This is a genomic window from Variovorax sp. M-6, assembly GCF_052114385.1.
In the GTDB taxonomy this organism is placed as follows: Bacteria; Pseudomonadota; Gammaproteobacteria; order Burkholderiales; family Burkholderiaceae_C; genus Variovorax.
The window spans coordinates 152,139-172,180 of sequence record NZ_JBFREQ010000004.1 but is presented as its reverse complement, the minus strand read 5'-3'; the positions used below and the strand labels follow the sequence as shown (position 1 = coordinate 172,180).

The window sequence follows — 20,042 nt, the reverse complement described above, 5'->3', positions numbered from 1 at the left end:
ATCGACGGCTCAGGAACTGTGACCGAGTGGCCGAAGGTGCTCCCCTGCTAAGGGAGTATGGGGTGTAGAGCCTCATCGAGGGTTCGAATCCCTCCGGTTCCGCCAATTTAGCGTCCGAAGCCGTTCCAAACGGTTCGGAAGCTACCCCTAAAAAACCCGCGCTCTCCTCTGGAGGGCGCGGGTTTTTTTCGTTTGGGTTTGGATCGGCCCGTTGCGGGCCGGAGCCTTGGCTGGGTGTCGAAGGCGATCGCCCTTCAGCTTTCGAGTGCGCTGCCGATATTGCTCAATGGCAGATTTGCCGGATGGGACAACCCTGCGGGACTCTCCCGCCAGCGATCGGTCGCTCCAACTCTCTCAACGAAAAAAGGATCTTTCCCCGAAATGACAAAGCTCACGACTGCTGCCGCACTGGCCCTCAGCGCTCTCACCCTTGCCGCATGTGGTGGTGGCGGTGGTGGTGGTGGTGCGGCCTTCCCGGCGGGTGGCGCGAACACGCCCGCGCCGGCGCCAGCCCCGGCACCCGCTCCGGGGCCGGGAGCCTCCGGCGACCCGACGGCCGATGATTCGACGCTGGTCGGATCGGTGCCGGCGCCGACCTATTCAGCCGCATCGGAAGAGCTCGCCGCTTTCGAGTTGCTCAACGCGGAGCGGCAACGCTGCGGATTCGGCTTGCTGCGCCAGAGCACGCAACTGGATGTCGCCGCAGTGGGTCATGCAAATTACCTGCTCCGCAACAACAAGGCCGGACACTTCCAGAATTCAGCCGATCCGTTCTTCACCGGCAACAACGCCCTTGATCGCGCCGCTGCCGCTGGTTACTCGGCGCTGGTGGTGCTCGACGACAACTCGGACACCACCGGCGGCGGCGCCAACGTGATCACGGGCCGCGGCCAGGCCGCCCTCCGTGGCCTTCTGAGCGCGCCATACCATGCACTCAGCCTGCTGAGCCCTGAAGTGGACGTGGGCATTTCCATCATGGGCAGCGACGCCACCGGCACGACCGGTACCCATGGCCCGCGTTCGATCTCCCAGTTCAATCTGGGTCTTGCCCAGGGCTCCGCTTCGCAGAAGCCCAGCAGCGCGACGGTTCAGACCTTTCCTTGCCAAGGCACGGTCGGCACCGCGCACACGCTGCGCAACGAGTCGCCCAATCCGATTCCCGGCCGCGACCTGAACCTGCTGCCGATCGGCCAGCCGATCATGGTGGCGGTGCGTCCAGGTCTTGGCATCGCCATCACAAGCGCTTCCTTGAAGGCGAAGGTCACCGGGGTCGCCGTCGTGCTCCGCCCCACCTTGACCAAGGCGAACGACGCCAACGGCATGCTGAACCCTAGCCAGGCTGTTCTGATGCCTGACGTTCCGCTCGCACCGAACACCGAGTACGAGGTGAGCATCGCGGGGACGAACACCACCCTGGTCTTCGACGGCACGAACTGGAACAGCACCGGCACGAATCCGGCGATCACGGACAACGCCACCGGCGCCTTCACGAAGAAGTTTTCCTTCACGACCGGCAACTGAGTCGTTCGCTCGACCCGAGGCGGCCGGGCAGGTCGGCCTCCCGGGGCCGACCGAATCGCGCAGGCCTCCCTGGTGCACCCTCGCAATGCGGGCCGTCGGTGCGTGCATGCTTCGGATCGCCGGGCAAGATTTGCGGACGCGTGGCCCGACTCGATTCACGTCGCGCTTCGATCATTGGCACTCCTTCAACGACATCGAAAGAGGCCATCATGCAAAACGCCCCCTCAGCGAACCAGTACTCGAAGGTCATCGCGAACTCCAAACGCGTCCGCTGGGACATCGACAACGACGTCATCCGTCGCCGGCGATTCGATCTCGGGAAGACGTTCCTGCCGGCCGGCCTGTCGCTGGTGAACGAGCTGGATTTCATGACGTCCGACGACCGGCGCCTGCTGAGCCAGGTGCAGGGTCGAAGCTACGCCTACATCTTCGGCCTGGTGGAGCGCTTCATCGGCGCCAAGGTGCTCGAGATCGGCCGGCAGCACGCGCTCGGCGACCAGGTGGCCATGGAGGCCCTGGTCCGCATGGCCGACGAGGAGTTGAAGCACCAGGAGCTGTTCCGGCGCATGGAGTCGATGATGGCCGCCGACATGCCGGCGGGCTACGTGGCAACGGCCGATCCCAACGCCGTCGCGACAGCCGTGCTGAGCAAGAGCACCTGGTCGGTTCTTGCGCTGACACTGGACATCGAGCTCTTCACGCTGGCCCACTATCGCGCCAGCATCGAACCGCGGGACGACCTGTGCGAGTTGTGGAAAGACGTCTTCCTGGCGCACTGGAAAGAGGAGTCGCAGCATGCAGTGCTGGACGAGCTCGAGTTCCTCCGCGAGGACGCGCGCCTGGACGCCGCCGAACGCGATGCCGCCGTCGGCGACCTGATCGACCTGGTCGTGGCGGTCGACGGCATTCTCGTGGCGCAGGCGCGCGCCGACGCGATCTATTTCGAGTCGATCGCGGGCCAGCGCTACGACGATGCGCAACGCACCGTCATCGGCGAGGGGATCCTGAAGGCGTATCGCTGGCAGTACATCGTGTCGGGCGTGACGGAGCCGCGCTTCCAGAAGACTCTCTTCCGCGTTCTCGATGACAGGCAGGCTGCCCGGGTGACGGATGCGCTCCAGCCGCTGCTCTATGCGGTGCCCGCTCCATCGCCCATGGTGCACTAGGACATCGCCAGGCCGCGGAGCCCACGACAGGAGACCGAGATGCTGCCCGAGTTGATGCTGCTGGGTTTCGCCGCCTGGACCCTGATCCTCCTGCTCACCACTGTGGGCGCCTACCGGTTGAGCCGGGTCTTCAGCGGTCGGGCGGGAATGAGCGAATTCCGGGCCGATCAGGTCGAGGGGCAGGACTGGTACCGGCGCGCGATGCGCGCACACGCGAACTGCGTCGAGAACCTGCCGGTGTTCGCGGTGCTGGTCTATGCGTTGCACGCCTTCGGCATCGCCGATCCCGCGGTGGATCCCTTGTGCGTGGTCATCCTGGCGGCGCGGATCCCCCAGTCGCTGGTCCACGTCTGCTTCGCCCAGACGGATCGCGTCGTGTCGGTGCGTTTTGCGTTGTTCCTCGTTCAGTTCCTCAGCTTCTGTGGGCTGATCGCATTGATCGTCTGGCGTCGTTGAACGCGGGCGGACTCTTGAGGCTGTGCTCGCGGCGCCAGGATGCCGGGGGCACGCCGAATTCGCGCTTGAAGGCGCGGCTGAAGGCGGTATCGGTTTCATAGCCGACTTCCAGCGCGATGTGCATCATGCTCAAGGCGCTGCGCCGCAACAGGTTCGACGCGAGCGCCATGCGCCACTTGCCGAGATACTGGATCGGGGGCTGCCCGACATAGTGAGTGAATCTCTCGGCGAGAACCGAACGCGAGGTTCCGGCTTCGCGCGCAAGGCTTTCGAGCGTCCACTGATACGCCGGCTTCTCATGCATGAGGGCGAGGCACTTGCCGACGGCGCGATCGCGCAAGCCGGCGAGCCAACCGGTCTGGCCCTCGGACATCTGGGAGATGTACCGGCGCAATGTCTCGACCACCAGCACCTCGGACAATTTGGCCAGCACGCCTTCGCCACCCGGCTGCGTGGAAGCGGCCTCCGCCACCGCGTACACAAAGGACCGCTCCACCCAGTCGGTCTTTTCGTCCCTCCTGAGCCTGACCGTCAGCACCCTGGGCAGCGCCGCCAGGACCGGCCGGCACAGGATGGGATCGCATGACAGATAGCCGCAGATGAAGCGCGTCGGCTCGCCGCCGCCGCCCAGCTGCAGTTCATCGGGCCTCTCGCGCAACAGCGCACGCACATCGAGCAGCGGCCCGGGCCCATCCATCCCGGACGAAGCCATCGTGTGGGCATCGCCATGCGGAAACAGGATGATGTCGCCGGCTTGCAGGCGAAGCGGCGGCATGCCGTCGAGCTTCACGGTGCATGAACCGTCCACGAAGAAATGGTAGAAGAGCAGGCGCTCGGATCCCGCATTGACCTGCCTGGCCACCGCCTCCGCTTCCGGGGAAGCAAAACACCATGGTGCGGTGAATCTGGCGTTGAAGAAGATCGCGCTGTTGAACTGCAGGATCTTCAAGACCTCGGACAAGGCATCCATATCGACTTCGCCTCCGCAGGAACGTCGCCATTGGAGCACCTTTCACCGGCAACGAGCGTCTGCCGGCCAGGTGGGCTTACCAGAAGCGCCAGAACGGACGGCGGCGCGCCGGCGCCGATTCGAGCGACGCGCTCATTGTGGTGGGAACCCCGAAGCGTCGGCGCACCTCGGCCTCGTGAAGCCGAGCGCGCTTTCCGGATTCCGAATGACCGCGCAAAGCCAGCAGGCGCAGTTGATGGGCTCGGTTGAGCAACTCTTCATCCTCGAGGTTTCCTGGCTCCGTCATGCTCATGAATGCTCTCCTTCGGCCGCCATGCTACCTGGGCGGCATTCCCGAAAGCGGGTTCGCCCGCCGCACAGCTCGCGCGCAGCGGCCCCCCACTCGCCGGGTAATATCCCCGCATGCCCGAATTCACCCTGGAACTCGCTTCGGCCGTCGCCGTCGCTTTCGCCGCCATCATGACCGTCGGCTTCGCCTGGCGCGAGCGCAAGTGGGGCCCGGCGCTCATGATGGTCGGCATCGTGGGCTTCCTGGCCATCATCGCGTACGGCATCGTGCCGCGGTTCTGAGCGAGGGCCGGGGTTCGGGTACGGGCCCTCGCTATTCGACGATCAGCCCCTTCAACGCCGGGTCGGCGTCGGGCACACTGAACTTCATGCCCTTGAGTGTCTTGACCAGCAGTTGCGCGATCATCAGGTTGCGGTGCCGCTTGCTGTCGGCCGGGATCACGTGCCAGGGCGCCTCGTCGGTCGAGGTGGCGGCCAGCGCCTTCTCGTAGGCCTGCTGGTAGGCATCCCACTTCTTGCGGACCTCGAGGTCGCCCAGCGCGAACTTCCACTGCTTGCCGGGTTCATCGATGCGGGCCTGCAGGCGGACGCGCTGCTCGTCCTTGCTGATGTGCAGCATGCACTTCACGATGACGGTGCCGGTCTGGGTCAGCAGCCGTTCGAAGTCGTTGATCTGCGCAAAGCGCTGGCGCGTCTCGTCCTTGTCGATCGTGCCCTCGACCACCGGCACCAGCACATCCTCGTAGTGGCTGCGGTTCCACACGGTGATCTCGCCGGTGCGCGGCGCCGCGGCATGGCAGCGCCACAGGAAGTCGTGCGCTCGTTCGTCTTCGGTGGGGGCCTTGAACGCGGTGACCTTGACGCCCAGCGGCGAGGTGCGCGAGAACACCCAGCGGATGGTGCCGTCCTTGCCGCTGGTGTCGAGGCCCTGCAGCACCAGCAGCAGCTTGCGCCGCCCTTCGGCGTGAAGCAGGTTCTGCAGCGTGTCGAGCTCGATGGCCAGGGCATCGAGCGCCTCGCGCTGCGCGTCTTCGTTGCCTTCGAGAAAGGGCGTCTCGCCGGGGTCGATGCCCGCGAGGCTGAACTTGCCGTCGACGCGGTATTTCTTGAAGCTGGCCATGGGCGGGGTTCCTTCACTCGTTGTCGTCAGGCTCGAGCGAGGCGCTCCAGCGGTTGTCCCAGTCGGCGCGGCGAGCGCCGTCGAGCTCGCGCCGGTCGCGCTTGGTGGGCCGGCCCTGCTCGATGGCGAGCGCCGGTTCGCTGCCCAGCCGGCGCTGTTCGCGCGCGGCGGCCTGCGCCGCCAGGCTCTCGGGCGTCTCTTCGTAGAGCTGCTGCGCGACCGGGGCCGGCCCGCGCTGGCCGCTGATGCCGCGCACCCGCACCACGCGCGACAGGCTGCCGAGCCGCATCGTCACCGTGTCGCCCACCTTGACTTCGCGCGAGGCCTTGGCGACGTCGCCGTTGACCTGCACGCGGTTCTTGCCGATTTCCTCGGCGGCGAGCGAGCGCGTCTTGAAGAAGCGCGCGGCCCAGAGCCATTTGTCGATGCGAAGACGGTCCATGTGTCAGCGATTGTCGCGCGCCAGCGGAAATCGCACGAGGGCGTCGAGCCCGACGGTCCGTCCGTCGGACGTCCGGTTCTCCAGGGCGATGCTGCCGCCCAGCGCCAGCACGATCTCGCGGCAGATCGCGAGCCCGAGGCCGGAGCCGCTGGCCACGTCGCCGGCCGCGAAGGGCGCGAACAGCCGTTGCCGCAATTCCTCGGAGATGCCCGGGCCCTGGTCGCTCACCTGCAGCAGCGCCGCGTCGCCGTCGGTATGCACCTTCACCGTGAGCGCGCCGCCGTGCGGGCTGTGCTTGATCGCGTTGTGCAGGAGGTTGCGTGCGAGTTCCTGCAGCATCCAGCGGTGGGCGCGCACCGGCACCGGCGCCGGGTCGGTGGAGAGCTCGAAGTCGAGTGCCTTGTCCGCGACCAGCGGCGACAGGTCGAGTGCGACCGCGCGCACCGCCTCGCCGAGGTCCAGGGTGGCCGACTCCGGCTGCTGGCGCAACTGCTCGACCTTGGCCAGCGAGAGCATCTGGTTGGCGAGCGCGGTGGCGCGCTCCACGGTCTCGCTGATCTCCCCCAGCGCCTGGTCGGGCGGCACGTCGCCGCGGCGTGCCGATTGCACCTGCGCCTTGAGCACCGCGAGCGGCGTGCGCAACTGGTGCGCGCTGTCGCGCACGAAGCGCTTCTGGTGGTCCAGCAGGCGCTGCAGGCGCCCCATGACCTGGGTGGTGGCCTCGATCAGCGGGCGCAGTTCGCGCGGCGCGTCGGGCGCGTCGATCGGCGAGAGGTCGTCGGCGGCGCGGGCCTGGATCGTCTCGCCGAGCGCCCGTACCGGGCGGGTGGCGCGCTGCACCACGACCACGGTGACCGCGGCGATCACGCCCAGCAGCACCAGCTGGCGCCACAGGGTGTCGAGCAGCAGCTTGCGCGCCAGGGTCTCGCGCAACTCCAGCGTCTCGGCCACCTGCACCACGGCCATGCCGCGCCCGCGGGCGCTGGCGACCGGCTGCAGCAGCACCGCCACGCGCACCGGCATGCTGCGGAACTCGGCGTCGTAGAAATCGACCAGCGCCGCGTAGGGCGGTCGGTCGGGCAGCTTGCCGCGCCAGAAGGGCAGTTCGGCGAAGCCCGAGACCATCTCGCCGTCGAGGCCTGAGACGCGGTAGTACATGCGGCTCTGGTTGTCGGCCTCGAAGGCCTCGAGCGCGGAATAGGGCACGATCGCCCGCAGCGAGGCGGCCTGGTCGTAGCCTTCGACGTCGAGCTGCTCGCCGATGGTCTTGGCGGAGGCCAGCAGGGTGCGGTCGTAGGCGGTGGTGGCGGCCGCCAGGCTCTGGCGATAGAGGCTCACGCTGTTGATCACGATGAACAGCGCGATCGGCGCCAGGATGCCCAGCAGCAGCCTGGCGCGCAGCGAGGCCGCCCGCATCATGTCTCTTCGCGCAGCAGGTAGCCCAGGCCGCGCAGCGTCATCAGGGTGGCGCCGGTGGCGGCCAGCTTCTTGCGCAGGCGGTACACCACGACCTCGACCGCCTCGTACTGCACGTCCGCCTCGCCCGGAAACACCAGCTCGAACAGGCGTTCCTTGCTGACCGCGTGGCCGGGCTTGACCATCAGCGCCTTGAGCAGCGCCAGCTCGCGCGGCGTGAGTTCGAGCACCTCGGCGCGGTGGTAGATGGCGCCGCTGTCGGGTTCGTAGCGCAGGCCGCCGACTTCCGGCAGGCGCGCCGGCGAGTCGGGGCCGGTGCTCTGGTGGCGGCGGTTCAGGGCCCGGATGCGGGCTTCGAGCTCGTCGAGGTCGAAGGGCTTGGGCAGGTAGTCGTCGGCCCCGGCGTTCAGGCCGACGATGCGGTCGCCCACGGTGCCGCGGGCGGTCAGCAGCAGCACCGGCGTGCGCAGCCCGGCGGCGCGGGCCTGGGCCAGCACCTGCAGGCCGTCGAGGCCGGGCAGGCTGAGGTCGAGCGCAACCACGTCGGGCTCGAGTTCCTGCCACTGCGCCAGCGCGCGGGCGCCGTCGCCGCAGATGCGCACGTCGATCTGGCGGCGCCCGAGGGTGCGCTGCAGGGTGGTTTGCATCGACGGATCGTCTTCGATTAGCAGCAGCTTCATTGCGCGATTTTCGGTGTTTACCCCAGTGCCGTGGACAGCCAACTGACAGCGGGGCGGCGCATCATAGCGGCGTCAGCTTCCCCTCAGCTTGCCCCATATATCCAAGGAGACATGCATGCGTCGCGATACCTTCCTGAAGTCACTGGCCGCCCTGGCCGCCACCGGAGCCCTGCCGCTGTCGGCCTGGGCCGCTCCCAACGTCAAGATGATGATCCCCGCCAATCCGGGCGGCGGCTGGGACACCACCGGGCGGGCGCTGGGCAAGGCGCTGACCGACGGCAAGCTGGCGGACACGGTGACCTACGACAACAAGGGCGGCGCGGCCGGCGCGCTGGGCCTGGCCCAGTTCGTCAACGGTTCCAAGGGCGATCCGAACGCGATGATGATCATGGGCGCCGTGATGCTCGGCGGCATCATCACCGGCAAGCCGCCGGTGAGCCTGTCGCAGGCCACGCCGATCGCCCGCATCACGAGCGAGTACAACGTCTTCGTGCTGCCGGCGAATTCGCCGCTCAAGACCATGAAGGACGTGATCGAGCAGCTCAAGAAGGACCCGGGCAGCGTCAAGTGGGGCGGCGGCTCGCGCGGTTCCACCGAGCACATCGCGGCCGCGATGATCGCCTCGAAGGTCGGCGTCGATCCGTCCAAGATCAACTATGTCGCGTTCCGGGGCGGCGGCGAGGCCACGGCGGCGATCCTGGGCGGCAACGTCACGGTCGGCGGCAGCGGCTTCAGCGAGTTCGCCGAATACATCAACGCCGGCAAGATGCGCGCGATTGCGGTCACCTCGGCGCAGCGCCTGCCGGGCATCAACGTGCCGACGCTCAAGGAGCAGGGCATCGACGTCGAGATCGGCAACTGGCGCGGCGTCTATGGCGCGCCCGGCATCACGCCCGAGCAGCGCAAGGCGCTGATCGACATGGTGCTGGCGGCGCTCAAGACGCCGGCCTGGGGCGAAGCCCTCAAGAAGAACGACTGGACGCCCGCCGTGCTGGCCGGCGACGCCTTCGCCAAGTTCGTCGACGACGAGTTCGCGAGCCTGCGCGCGACGATGGTCAAGTCCGGCATGGTCTGAGCGACCCTCATTCAGCAGAGACCCGGGAGCACGCCGCCTTTGGACGTGCTCCTTTTTCATTGACTCGCGAGGTCCAGAACAATGTCCAACATTGACCCCCTTTTGAGCGCGCACGTGCTGCACGCGTCTCCGTCCGAACCGCCGGCGACCTGGCCGCAGACGCTGGTCGGTGTTGGCGTGCTCGTCACCGGCTTGGCCCTCGCCTTCGGCGCCATCGGCATTTCCTCCGAGGCCGGATACGGCGGCGTCGGGCCCAATTTCCTGCCCTGGCTGGTCTCGATCGCGCTGACGGTGTGCGGCGGCTGGATCATCTGGGAGGCGCGCACCGGCGGCTTTCGCGAGATGGACGCGCCTTCGGGCGCGGTCAGCTCCTACTGGGCCGGCTTCGCGTGGGTGTCGGCGGGGCTTTTGCTGAACGCCGCGCTGATCACTTCGATCGGCTTCATCCTGAGCTGCACGCTGTGCTACGTGCTCGCGGTGCAGGGCCTGCGCCGCGCCAGCGGGCAGGGCGGCGTCAACTCGCCGCGCACCTGGCTCATCGACCTCGTGACCGGCGCACTGATCGCGGCGCCGGTGTTCTGGACCTTCACCCAGTTCCTCGCAATCAACCTGCCGGGCCTGACTTCGACGGGGTGGCTCTGACATGAGAAGCCCCCACGCTCATCACTTCGTGTATTCGCTGCCCCCCGAGGGGGCGCAGGCCTCCCTTGGGGCGGCCCGGCGAGAGGCTGAAATGAAAAGCCCCCACGCTCATCACTTCGTGTATTCGCTGCCCCCCGAGGGGGCGCAGGCCTCCCTTGGGGCGGCCCGGCGGGAGGCCTGATATGGAAATCTTCAACGCATTGATGCACGGTTTCGCGCTGGCGATCACGCCCGCGAACCTTCTCTGGTGCCTGGTCGGCTGCGCCCTGGGCACGGCGGTCGGCGTGCTGCCCGGCATCGGGCCAGCGGTCGCGGTGGCGATGCTGCTGCCGATCACCGGCAAGGTCGACGTCACGGCCTCGATGATCTTCTTCTCGGGCATCTACTACGGCGCCATGTACGGCGGCTCGACCACCTCCATCCTGCTCAACACGCCCGGCGAGACCGCCAGCATGGTGACCGCGATGGAAGGCAACAAGATGGCCAAGAGCGGGCGCGCGGGCGCGGCGCTCGCGACCGCCGCGATCGGCTCCTTCGTGGCCGGCACCATCGCCACCGTGATCGTCACGCTGTTCGCGCCTTTCGTCGCCGACTTCGCGGTCAAGCTCGGTCCGCCCGAGTATTTCCTGCTCATGCTGCTGGCCTTCACGACGGTCAGCGCGGTGCTCGGCAAGAGCACCCTGCGCGGCATGACGGCGCTGTTCATCGGCCTGGCGGCCGGCTGCATCGGCCTCGACCAGATCTCGGGCCAGGGGCGCTACACCGGCGGCATCCCCGAACTGCTCGACGGCATCGAGATCGTGCTGGTCGCGGTGGGCCTCTTCGCGGTGGCCGAGGTGCTGTATGCGGTGCTCTACGAGGGCAAGGTGGTCGAGGCACAGAACAAGCTGAGCCGCGTCCACATGACGGCGCGCGACTGGAAACGCTCGATCCCGGCCTGGCTGCGCGGCACCGCCATCGGCACGCCGTTCGGCTGCATCCCGGCCGGCGGCACGGAGATTCCGACCTTCCTGAGCTACGCGACCGAGAAGAAGCTGGCCAAGGACGCGGACGCCAAGGCCGAGTTCGGCACCAAGGGGGCGATCGAGGGCGTGGCCGGCCCCGAGGCCGCCAACAACGCCACCGTGACCGCCGCGCTGATTCCGCTGCTGACGCTGGGCATCCCGACCTCGAACACCACGGCGATCCTGCTGGGCGCCTTCCAGAACTACGGCATCCAGCCCGGACCGCAGCTGTTCACGACCTCGGCCGCGCTGGTCTGGGCGCTGATCGCGTCGCTCTACATCGGCAACGTGATGCTGCTCGTGCTGAACCTGCCGATGGTGGGCCTGTGGGTCAAGCTGCTCAAGATCCCGAAGCCCCAGCTCTATGCGGGCATCCTGATCTTCGCGACGGTGGGGGCCTACGGCATGCGCCAGAGCGCCTTCGACCTGGTGCTTCTCTACGCCATCGGCGTGCTGGGGGTCGTCATGCGGCGCTTCGATTTCCCGACCGCCCCGGTGGTGGTCGGCATGATCCTCGGCCCGCTGGCGGAAGCGCAGCTGCGCAACGCGATGTCGATCGGCGAGGGCAGTGCGGCGGTGTTCTTCCAGCGTCCGATGTCGATCGTGCTGGTGATCATCGTGCTGGCCGTGATGATCCTGCCGCGCGTTGCCAAGCGCATCGCCGAACGGCGCGCCGCCGCCGCTGCTTGACGGCGGCGACGCGACTCGGCATCGGCTCGGCGCCGGAGCGCGCGGGGCTCAGTAGGTCGGCGTCCCCGAGTTGTACTTCGCCGTGGTGGCCGTCGGGGCGCTGGCGCCCTTGCGGCGCTGCACCTCGGCCACGAATTCCGGGCCGTTGCGCATGCGCTGGTACGCTGCCATTTGCGTGCGGTAAGCCCCGCTCGACGGGTCATAGCTGTCCTGGTTGGCGACCTGGCTCATTCCGGACTTGATCCAGAGGCTCAGGTCGGCGCTGACTTCGGCCCGGCTCATCGCGCCCGGCGCCGCGTCGGCGGGACCGACACGCAGCTCCGACGGCGCGCTCGCCATCGACCGGCTGGCCGCGTAGTCGGAGGTCACGGCCGAGCGGCTGAGGGTGCTGCTCGCGCTGGTGATCGGCGCGCCGACCCACTGCTCGGCAGGGACGGTCTGGGCAAAGGCCGTGGCGCTGGCCAGCGCCAATGCCGAGACACCGAGAAGTTGCTTGGCATTCATGATGAAATCTCCTGAAGGCTTGGATGCGTGGCCACGGATATCGCGGTCATCACAGGACGCAACTGTGGCGCTCCGGCGCCTGTGAGGCTGTGCGTTTACGCACGGCTTTTCGCAATCCATCCGACATCTTTGGGGAGGTCTGCCATGGCGCTCCAACGTTCCAGTCTCGGCTTGCAACAGATTGCGCTGCTGAAAGGACTGTCGGCCGAGCGGCTGGACCAGCTCGCGCAGCACTGCCAGTGGAAGAGCCTGCCGGCCGGGACGCCGGTGCTGCTGCGCTCGGAGCGCAAGAGCGATGTCTACTTCCTCGTCTCCGGCGCACTGCGGGTGACCTCGTACTCGGCCAACGGCCGGCAGGTCACTTTTCGTGACCCGCAGGAGGGCGAGCATTTCGGCGACATCGCCGCGATCGATGGCCAGCCGCGATCGGCCGACGTCGTCACGCTCACGCCCACCGTGGTCGCCAGCCTGGACCGGGCTGCGTTCCTGGGTCTGCTGCGCGACGAGCCGGTGGTCGCCGAGCGCGTGATGCGCGGCCTGGCGGCGCTGGTGCGGCAGCTGTCAGACCGGGTCATCGACCTGAGCACGCTCGGGGTGCAGAACCGCGTGCATGCGGAACTGCTGCGGCTGGCGCGGCTTGCCGGCGTCATCGGCAACCGGGCGCGGCTGGAGCAGGCGCCGACCCATGCCGACCTGGCCAGCCGGATCGGCACCAACCGCGAACAGGTGACGCGGGAGCTCAACGCGCTGCGCCGCGAGGGGCTGCTCGCCAAGGACGGCAAGGCGCTGGTGGTGCCGGATGTGGCGCGGCTGGCCGCGCTGGTCGCGGAGGTGCGGGGCTTCGACTGAACGGGTCAGTTGTGGGTGTGGCCTTGCGATGCGGCTGCGCTGCCGGCCGGTGCGCCGACCGGGACGTCCACCTTGAGCGAGCTCTTGGCGCCCTTGGCGTCCTCGAATCGCAAGGTGAGCGGGATGGTGCTGCCCTTGGCGATCGGCTGCTTCAGGTCCATCAGCATCACGTGCAGGCCGCTCGGCTTGAGTTCGACCGTTTCCCGTGCCGGCAGCGCGATGCCGCCCGCGACCTCGCGCATTCTCATGGTGTCGCCCTCCATCTTCATCTCGTGCACCTCGGCCACGCCCGCCACCGGCGTGGAGACGCCGACCAGCCGGGCGCCCGAGGGCGCGGTGAGCTTCATGAAGGCGCCGGTGCCGCTCTGGCCGGGCACGGTCTGGCGCACCCAGGCATCGCGCACGTCGACCGCCGCGACCCCCGCCGGCAGCACGTCCAGGCGGGCCGCGGGCAGGGCCAGCTTGGCGCTCGATCCGGCTGTCGGCAACTGGGCCCAGTCGGCGCTGCCGACGTCGCAGCTCTGCAGCACCTTGAAGTAGAGCGGGCCCGGCTTGTCGGTCAGCTTGCCGCGCACGATGAACTCGGCGCGCTCGGCGCCGGGCAGGGCGGTTTGCGCGGAGTCGGCCTTCCAGGCCACCTCGCGCGCCGTGGCGGTGAGCGTCCAGCCGGTGCGCGGCTGCGCCTGCACCAGCGTGAAGCCTTCGGGCAGCTGGACCCGCAGGCCGGTGGTCGTCTTGGCATCGGTGCAGGCATGGCCGACGCGAAAGGCCGCGTCGTACTCGCTGCCGGCGGCGGCGCCGCCGGCGGGCAGGCTGACATGGGCCAGGGCGGCGGCGCTGAAGAGGGCCGCGCTGGCGGCGAGCGAACGGGTGGCGAAGGGAATGGTCATCGAAGTCTCCTCAAGTCGGGGGTCAAAGGTCGAAGCGCAGCTCGGCGCTGTAGGTGCGCTGCGGGTAGGGGTGGAAGTTCCAGTACTGATAGTTGTTGGCATTGTCGATTCCGAAGGCCGCCGACCACTGCCGGTCGATCTGATAGCGCACGCGCAGGTCGACCGTGAAGTACTTGCTGGCGCCGAAGTAGGCGAAGCCGTTGACGTCGCTGTTGTCGAGTGTCGAGTACTGCCGGCCGCTGTAGCGCGCGGCCGCAGTGATGGCCCAGTGGGCGTCGGGCTTGTACGTGGCGTAGACCGTCGAGCGCCATTGCGGGACCCGGGGCTGCCATTTGCCCACGCTGGCCGGGAACAGCGGGTTCTCCACGATCTTCGAGTTGGCATAGGTGAGGCTCGCTCCCATGTCGAGTCCGCGCATCCACACGTCCTGCCCGGTGTAGGAAAGCTCGAAGCCGGTGGTGCGCACCTTCTCGATGTTCTGCACGCGCGAGATGCTGGTGTTGGGGATGAGCTGGTTGTAGAGCGCGTCCTGCGTGGTCTCGTGGAACAGCGTGGCGCGGGCCAGGCCGTTGCCGAGGTCTTTCTCGGCCGTGAGTTCGCTGGTCCAGGACTTCTCCGGCTTGAGGAACGGGTCGTTGATGAAGGACAACGCGCCGCCGGTGGTCGCACCGTACAACTCGCCCACGGTCGGGTAGCGCACGGCACGGCCCAGCGAGCCCTTGAGCACCGTGTCCGGCGTCCACTGGTAGGCCAGCGCCGCCTTCGGGGACGCATCCGACTCGCTGCGCGGCGCGTAGGGCAAGGTGTTCGTCGCGGTGGCGGTGAAACCGTTGCTGGCTTGCCAGTCTTCCCAGCGCAGGCCCAGCACGGCCTTCCATTTCGGAGCGAAGGACCAGCTGTCCTGGGCCCATGCGGCGACGGTCTCGGTGTTGCCGCCCACGTTGCTGACCAGCGTGCCCGAGGGCCCGGTGAGCCAGTTGCCGATCGCGTTGGTCTTCAGGATGCCGAGCTTGTAGGTATCGCGCTCGACGCCGAAGTCGACGATGTGGGCGCCGGCGATCCCCTGCGGCCGCCAGGTCCCCTTGGCCGCGAGCGTGTTCCAGCCCGTGGCGCCCCCCTGATCCTGCAGGGTCCCGGCCCCGCCGAAGGCCGCCAGCGGCAGCGCCACCGTGGGCGCGCGCTGCTGGTCCTTCGAGTAGTCGTAGAGGCTGGCGGCGACCTCCCAGTCCCATTCGCCCTTGGTGTTGCTCTTGACCGAGAGGCCGTGCATGTAGTGCGTCTGCGCGTCGTTGGTGAGTGGAAAGGCCGTCGGGGCGAGCGTGAAGCTGCGCCCGAGGATGTTGATCGGTCCGCTGTAGACCGGCTGGCCGGCGGCGTTGCTCAGGTAGGTTTCGGGCCGGCCCTCCGAACTGTTCTGCCACCAGCCCAGCGTGTAGGTGGCGGTCACCGTGGGCGAGAAGTCGTAGGCCAGCTTGAGCTTCGCGTGGTCCTGCACGGCGTGGTACTGGGTGCCGGTGCCCAGGATGTACCAGGGCGTGTTGGTGGTGTTCAGGCCCGGCACGAAGCCGACCACGGGCGTGCCGGCGCGCCCGGGCGTGCCCGAAGCCACCGTCGCGGTCGTGAAGGTCAGCGGCTGGCTCTGGCTGTCGCCCCGGCTCACGTCGATGAACCATGCCCAGTCGCCGCTGCGGCTGCCGAGCGAGGCGCTGGTCTGCCAGCTGTTGAAGGTCTTGTGGGTGTTGTAGAGGTCGTTGGGCTGCGACTGGTAGCCCATCTTGACGTGCGCCTCGAGCTGCGAGGGCATGCGCGTCACGTAGTCGACCACCGCGCCGGCCGAGTTGCCCGGGTAGGCGGCGGAGAAGGGGCCGTACATCACGTCGACGCGCTCGATCTCCTCGGGGGTCACCAGGCCCCAGCGCGGCGCGTAGTTGGTGCCGTTGGCGATGCCGTTGCCGAGGTAGTTCGACAACAGGATGCCGTCGGCGTAGACCGCCGAGCGCGCGCTGTTGCCGGTGCCGGAGGCGCGGGTGGAGAGGATGGCGTGGTTGTAGTCGCCGATGTAGCGCTTGCGCACCAGCAGGCTGGGCAGGTACTTGAGCGCGTCTTCGCTGTCGGTGGCGTTGATGCGCGTCTCGATCTCCTCGCGGGTCACGCCCTCGATGGTGGTCGGAATCTGGGTCGGCAACGAGGTCGGCTGGCCACCGGTCACGGTGACGACGCCGAGCGAGCGCGTGCGCTCGGGGGCCTCGTCGGCCGGGCGAGAGGCCTGGGCATCCGGCGCATCCTGCGCCAGAGCGGGCAGGGCCCACCAGGGGAATGCAGCGCTCAACGCGAGCGACCGCATGGTCTTGTTCATTGGAAGAATCTCCTCGGCACCCCTCCGGCGCCGATGCATTGCTGAAGAAACGCAGCGAAGCACCCGCCAGGGCGCCTCGTGCATCAGGTCGGAAGCAAGCTCAGGAGAGAGGTGGCCCGCGCGCCGGCAGCGGCGCCGCGGTGGCCGCGGCGATGCGCGCGGCCGGGATCGACTGGACCGCGTGGCCCAGGGGCTGGAGCGTCGGCAGCTCGGCCAGCGGCAGGGCCGGCGGCGGGGCGCCGGCCGGCAGGCACAGCGGGCAGTCCAGGTGGCTGGCGGCGGGCGCCTGCGCGCCGTCGTCGGTCAGGGCCACCAGCATGGTGGCGCCGGCGGCCGAGCAGACGATCTGCATCGCCTTGGGCTGCACCAGCGGCGACGCCACCGCGACGCCGAGCGACAGCGCGAACCAGGCCAGCACGAAGCAGGCGAGGAGGCGGGCGCGGCGCAGGGCGGACATGGGGGCGATTATGCGGGTTCTCAGCGCGACGGCGGGTCGACCGGCACCACGGTGGTGGAGCGGCGCGAGCGCACCGTCTCGGTGGCGCCCGGCACCGGCTCGCCGGCCGGCGCGACCACCGTGGCACGGCGGTCGGGCGTGCGCGTCGTGACGTTGGCCGGCGGCCCGCCGCGGGCGCGGTCCAGCGCGGCGCCGGCGTCGCGCACGCAGGCCTCGCGCTCGGGTGCCGGCAGCTTGCCGCTGTTGCACACGGCCAGCTGGCGCTCATGGCGCTCCTGGGCCTGCTGCAAGTCGGTCGGCGTCTGGGCGGTGGCGCCGAGCGCGCTGGCCAGCAACGCGCCGCACATCGCGGCACGGAAATCGGGTCGGGTCATGGTGTGGCTCCGGCGGTGGACGGTGCCGAGTCTATCCCGCGCCGTGAACCGTGTCCGGCTTCGCCTCGGGCTTTGCCGGCTGGCCGCGCAGGCGCCGCACGGTGCGCCGGATCCAGCCCTCGACGTCGTCCACATAGGTGAACACCGCCGGCACCACCAGCAGGCTCAGCACGGTGGAGGTGATCAGCCCGCCGATCACCGCCATCGCCATCGGCGAGCGGAAGCTGGAGTCGGCGGCACCGAACCCGACCGCGATCGGCAGCATGCCGGCGCCCATCGCCAGGGTGGTCATGATGATCGGCCGGGCCCGCTTGTGGCAGGCGTCGCGCAGCGCGTCCCAGCGGGACATGCCGTGCTCGCGGCGCGCCACGATCGCGTATTCCACCAGCAGGATCGAGTTCTTGGTCGCGATGCCCATCAGCATGATGAGCCCGATCAGCGAGGGCATCGACAGCGCCTTCTGGCCGATCAGCAGGCCGACGAAGGCACCGCCGAGCGCCAGCGGCAGCGCGCACAGGATCGTGATCGGATGCAGGAAGTCCTTGAACAGCAGCACCAGCACGATGTAGATGCACAGCACGCCGGTCAGCATCGCCAGCCCGAAGCTTGCGAACAGCTCGGTCATGACCTCGGCGTCGCCGACCTCGGCCACCCGCACGCCGGGCGGCAGGCTGCGGATCGAGGGCAGCTTCATCGCCGCGTCCTTGGCGTCGCCCAGGCCGACGCCCGAGAGTTCGATCTCGAAGTTGACGTTGCGCGAGCGGTCGTAGCGGTCGATCACGGCCGGGCCGCCCTCGACCGTGAGCGCGGCCACCTGGCCCAGCATCACCGGCCCGCGCGCACCGGGCACCGCCAGGCGCTCGAGCAGCGCGAGGTTCCGGCGTGCCGAATCCTCCAGCTTGACCACGATCGGCACCTGCCGCTGCGCCAGGTTGAGCTTGGGCAGGTTCTGGTCGTAGTCGCCGAGGGTGGCGACGCGCAGCGTTTCGGCGATCGCCGAGCTTGTCACGCCGAGGTCGGCGGCGCGCGCGAAGTCGGGCCGCACCGCGATCTCGGGCCGGATCAGGCTGGCGGTCGAGGTGATGTTGCCCAGGCCCGGGATGGTGCGCAGGTCGCGCTCCACCGCGCGGGCGGCGGTGGTCAGCGCCGCCGGGTCGTCGCCGCTCAGCGCCAGGATGTATTTTTCGCCCGAACCGCCCAGCCCCACGGTGCTGCGCACGCCGGGCAGGGATTCGAGGGCGGCGCGGATCTGGTTCTCGATCACCTGCTTGCGCGGCCGGTCGCCGCGCGGATCGAGCTGGATCGTGAGCGTGGCCTTGCGCGTTTCGGGCGTGCCGAAATTGGCGAAGGGGTCGCCGCCCGCGCTGCCGCCGCCCACCGTGGTGTAGACGCTCCTCACATGGTCGATCGCCATCACGCGGCGCCGCGTCTCCTCGGCCGCGGCCGTGGTCTGGGCCAGCGTGGCGCCCGGCGCCAGCGACAGGTAGACCTGCGTCTGCGAGTTGTCGTCGGGCGGAATGAATCCGGTCTTGAGCAGCGGGATCATCGCCACCGAGCCGAAGAAGAAGAGGGTGGCCAGCACCATGGTCGTGAAGCGGTGCTTGAGGCACCACTCGGCCATGCGCATGTAGATCGAGAGCCAGCGTGGCTCCTTCTCGGTGCCGACGATCGGCTTCAGGATGTAGGCCGCCATCATCGGCGTCAGCACCCGCGCCACCACCAGCGAGGCGAAGACCGCGAGCGAGGCGGTCCAGCCGAACTGCTTGAAGAACTTGCCGGCCACGCCGCTCATGAAGGCGGTCGGCAGGAACACCGCGATCAGGGTGAAGGTGGTGGCGATCACCGCCAGCCCGATCTCGTCGGCCGCCTCCATCGCGGCCTGGTAGGGCGTCTTGCCCATGCGCAGGTGGCGCACGATGTTCTCGACCTCCACGATCGCGTCGTCGACCAGGATCCCGACCACCAGCGACAGCGCCAGCAGCGAGATCACGTTGACCGAGAAGCCCAGCAGGTACATGCCGGCGAAGGCCGGGATCACCGACATCGGCAGCGCCACCGCCGAGACGAAGGTGGCGCGCCAGTCGCGCAGGAACAGCCAGACCACGATCACGGCCAGGATCGCGCCCTCGTAGAGCAGATGCAGCGAGCCCTCGTACTCCTCCTCGACCGGGGCGACGAAGTTGAAGGCCTCGGTGAGCTGGATGTCCGGGTGTTGCGCGCGCAGCTCGGCCAGCGCTTTCTGGATCGCGGCGCCGACCTCGACCTCGCTGGCGCCGCGGCTGCGCGCCACCTCGAAGCCGACCACCGGCTTGCCGTCGAGCAGCGCGGCGGCGCGCGGCTCGGCGATGGTGTCGCTGATGCGGGCCACCTCGTCGAGGCGGATGCGGCGGCCGTCGCCGAGCGCGATCTGCATGGCGTCGAGCTGGTCGGCCGACTGCACCGTGGCCAGCGTGCGCACCGGCTGCTCGCTGCCGCCGACGTCGGCGCGACCGCCCGCGCTCTCGGTCTGCACCAGCCGCAGCTGGCGCGAGATGTCGGCCGCGGTGGCGCCGAGCGCCTGCAGCTTGGCCGGGTCGAGGTCCACGTGCACCTGGCGCGTGACGCCGCCGACGCGGTTCACGGCGCCGACGCCGGGCAGCGCCAGCAGCTTCTTGGTGACATCGTTGTCGACGAACCAGGAGAGCGCCTCGTCGTCCATCTTCGAGGACGCGATGGTGAAGGCCAGCACCGGCTGGGCCGCGAAGTCGAGCTTGGTGACCACGGGGTCGCGCACGTCGGCCGGCAGGTCGGCGCGCACCCGCTGCACCGCGGAGCGCACGTCGTCGACGGCCTCCTGCACCGGCTTCTCGAGCCGGAACTCGACGATCAGCGTGGCCGCGCCGTCCTGCACCTTGGTCGTGATGTGCTTGAGGCCCTGGATGGTGGCGATCGCGTTCTCGAGCTTGCGCGCGACGTCGTTCTCGAGCTGCGAGGGCGCGGCGCCCGGCAGCGCGGCCGAGACGGTGACCGTCGGCAGGTCGATGTCGGGGAAGTTCTGCACCTTCATCGCGTTGAAGGACAGCAGACCGGCGAAGGTCAGCAGCACGAACAGCATCACCGCCGGGATCGGGTTGCGGATGGACCAGGCCGAGACGTTCATGGA

General features: G+C 68.8%; 20 protein-coding genes and 1 tRNA gene. 9 read left to right on the top strand and 12 right to left on the bottom strand.

What is annotated here, in order from left to right; genetic code table 11:
- The first annotated feature begins 12 nt into the window (after positions 1–12).
- The 4 genes from AB4Z46_RS06675 to AB4Z46_RS06660 all read left to right on the top strand — a co-directional run bounded on the left by AB4Z46_RS06675 (position 13) and on the right by AB4Z46_RS06660 (position 3,143).
- Positions 13–105 (top strand) — tRNA-Ser (locus tag AB4Z46_RS06675).
- Positions 106–381: 276 nt separating this feature from the next.
- A complete protein-coding gene (locus AB4Z46_RS06670) occupies positions 382–1,521 on the top strand; it encodes a CAP domain-containing protein (protein ID WP_442282691.1) in 1,140 nt (379 codons plus the stop codon).
- A gap of 209 nt (positions 1,522–1,730) precedes the next feature.
- Entirely contained in the window at positions 1,731–2,687 is a 957-nt protein-coding gene (locus tag AB4Z46_RS06665) for a hypothetical protein (RefSeq protein WP_442282690.1), read from the top strand.
- A gap of 39 nt (positions 2,688–2,726) precedes the next feature.
- Positions 2,727–3,143, top strand: coding sequence for an MAPEG family protein (locus AB4Z46_RS06660; protein ID WP_442282689.1), 417 nt, complete (start codon positions 2,727–2,729; stop codon positions 3,141–3,143).
- On the opposite strand, the gene AB4Z46_RS06655 is transcribed toward AB4Z46_RS06660, so the two are convergent.
- The gene (locus AB4Z46_RS06655; protein ID WP_442282688.1) at positions 3,100–4,113 is read right to left on the bottom strand and encodes a cupin domain-containing protein; all 1,014 of its coding nucleotides are present in this window, start codon (positions 4,111–4,113) and stop codon (positions 3,100–3,102) included. The two genes, AB4Z46_RS06660 and AB4Z46_RS06655, sit on opposite strands and share 44 nt — an antisense overlap.
- A gap of 76 nt (positions 4,114–4,189) precedes the next feature.
- Positions 4,190–4,405, bottom strand: coding sequence for a hypothetical protein (locus AB4Z46_RS06650; protein WP_442282687.1), 216 nt, complete (start codon positions 4,403–4,405; stop codon positions 4,190–4,192).
- 110 nt (positions 4,406–4,515) lie between these two features.
- Here AB4Z46_RS06650 and AB4Z46_RS06645 point away from each other — a divergent pair, with 110 nt between their 5' ends.
- A complete protein-coding gene (locus tag AB4Z46_RS06645; protein WP_442282686.1) occupies positions 4,516–4,683 on the top strand; it encodes a hypothetical protein in 168 nt (55 codons plus the stop codon).
- Between the two features lie 31 nt (positions 4,684–4,714).
- Here AB4Z46_RS06645 and AB4Z46_RS06640 read toward each other — a convergent pair whose 3' ends face one another.
- From AB4Z46_RS06640 to AB4Z46_RS06625, 4 genes are read right to left on the bottom strand one after another with little or no spacing between them, the layout of a single operon-like run.
- A complete protein-coding gene (locus AB4Z46_RS06640; protein ID WP_442282685.1) occupies positions 4,715–5,521 on the bottom strand; it encodes a PPK2 family polyphosphate kinase in 807 nt (268 codons plus the stop codon).
- A 13-nt stretch (positions 5,522–5,534) separates the two neighbouring features.
- Positions 5,535–5,963, bottom strand: a complete 429-nt coding sequence (locus AB4Z46_RS06635) for an RNA-binding S4 domain-containing protein (RefSeq protein WP_442282684.1) — start codon at positions 5,961–5,963, stop codon at positions 5,535–5,537.
- A gap of 3 nt (positions 5,964–5,966) precedes the next feature.
- Positions 5,967–7,382, bottom strand: coding sequence for a sensor histidine kinase (locus tag AB4Z46_RS06630; RefSeq protein ID WP_442282683.1), 1,416 nt, complete (start codon positions 7,380–7,382; stop codon positions 5,967–5,969).
- Positions 7,379–8,059, bottom strand: a complete 681-nt coding sequence (locus AB4Z46_RS06625) for a response regulator transcription factor (RefSeq protein ID WP_442282682.1) — start codon at positions 8,057–8,059, stop codon at positions 7,379–7,381. Before AB4Z46_RS06625 ends, AB4Z46_RS06630 begins: the two co-directional genes overlap by 4 nt.
- A gap of 115 nt (positions 8,060–8,174) precedes the next feature.
- On the opposite strand from AB4Z46_RS06625, the gene AB4Z46_RS06620 reads away from it, so the two are divergent.
- The 3 genes from AB4Z46_RS06620 (at position 8,175) to AB4Z46_RS06610 (ending at position 11,470) form a co-directional block, all read left to right on the top strand.
- Positions 8,175–9,134, top strand: coding sequence for a Bug family tripartite tricarboxylate transporter substrate binding protein (locus AB4Z46_RS06620; RefSeq protein ID WP_442282681.1), 960 nt, complete (start codon positions 8,175–8,177; stop codon positions 9,132–9,134).
- A gap of 81 nt (positions 9,135–9,215) precedes the next feature.
- Positions 9,216–9,776 (top strand): tripartite tricarboxylate transporter TctB family protein, encoded by a 561-nt coding sequence (locus AB4Z46_RS06615; protein WP_442282680.1) that lies wholly within the window; start codon positions 9,216–9,218, stop codon positions 9,774–9,776.
- A 182-nt stretch (positions 9,777–9,958) separates the two neighbouring features.
- A complete protein-coding gene (locus AB4Z46_RS06610; protein WP_442282679.1) occupies positions 9,959–11,470 on the top strand; it encodes a tripartite tricarboxylate transporter permease in 1,512 nt (503 codons plus the stop codon).
- Between the two features lie 48 nt (positions 11,471–11,518).
- On the opposite strand, the gene AB4Z46_RS06605 is transcribed toward AB4Z46_RS06610, so the two are convergent.
- A complete protein-coding gene (locus AB4Z46_RS06605; protein WP_442282678.1) occupies positions 11,519–11,974 on the bottom strand; it encodes a hypothetical protein in 456 nt (151 codons plus the stop codon).
- A gap of 144 nt (positions 11,975–12,118) precedes the next feature.
- On the opposite strand from AB4Z46_RS06605, the gene AB4Z46_RS06600 reads away from it, so the two are divergent.
- Positions 12,119–12,823, top strand: a complete 705-nt coding sequence (locus AB4Z46_RS06600; protein ID WP_442282677.1) for a Crp/Fnr family transcriptional regulator — start codon at positions 12,119–12,121, stop codon at positions 12,821–12,823.
- Between the two features lie 5 nt (positions 12,824–12,828).
- Here the strand turns inward: AB4Z46_RS06600 and AB4Z46_RS06595 are convergent, their stop codons facing one another.
- From AB4Z46_RS06595 to AB4Z46_RS06575, 5 genes are all read right to left on the bottom strand, one after another.
- Positions 12,829–13,713 (bottom strand): copper chaperone PCu(A)C, encoded by an 885-nt coding sequence (locus tag AB4Z46_RS06595; RefSeq protein WP_442282676.1) that lies wholly within the window; start codon positions 13,711–13,713, stop codon positions 12,829–12,831.
- 22 nt (positions 13,714–13,735) lie between these two features.
- Complete coding sequence (locus AB4Z46_RS06590) at positions 13,736–16,069, bottom strand: TonB-dependent receptor (protein WP_442282675.1); 2,334 nt, start codon at positions 16,067–16,069, stop codon at positions 13,736–13,738.
- A 100-nt stretch (positions 16,070–16,169) separates the two neighbouring features.
- Positions 16,170–16,526, bottom strand: a complete 357-nt coding sequence (locus AB4Z46_RS06585) for a hypothetical protein (protein WP_442282674.1) — start codon at positions 16,524–16,526, stop codon at positions 16,170–16,172.
- A gap of 20 nt (positions 16,527–16,546) precedes the next feature.
- Positions 16,547–16,900 carry a hypothetical protein gene (locus tag AB4Z46_RS06580; RefSeq protein WP_442282673.1) on the bottom strand — a complete coding sequence of 118 codons (354 nt, stop codon included), beginning with the start codon at positions 16,898–16,900 and terminating at the stop codon, positions 16,547–16,549.
- A 31-nt stretch (positions 16,901–16,931) separates the two neighbouring features.
- Complete coding sequence (locus AB4Z46_RS06575) at positions 16,932–20,039, bottom strand: efflux RND transporter permease subunit (protein ID WP_442282672.1); 3,108 nt, start codon at positions 20,037–20,039, stop codon at positions 16,932–16,934.
- Between the last annotated feature and the right edge of the window lie 3 nt (positions 20,040–20,042).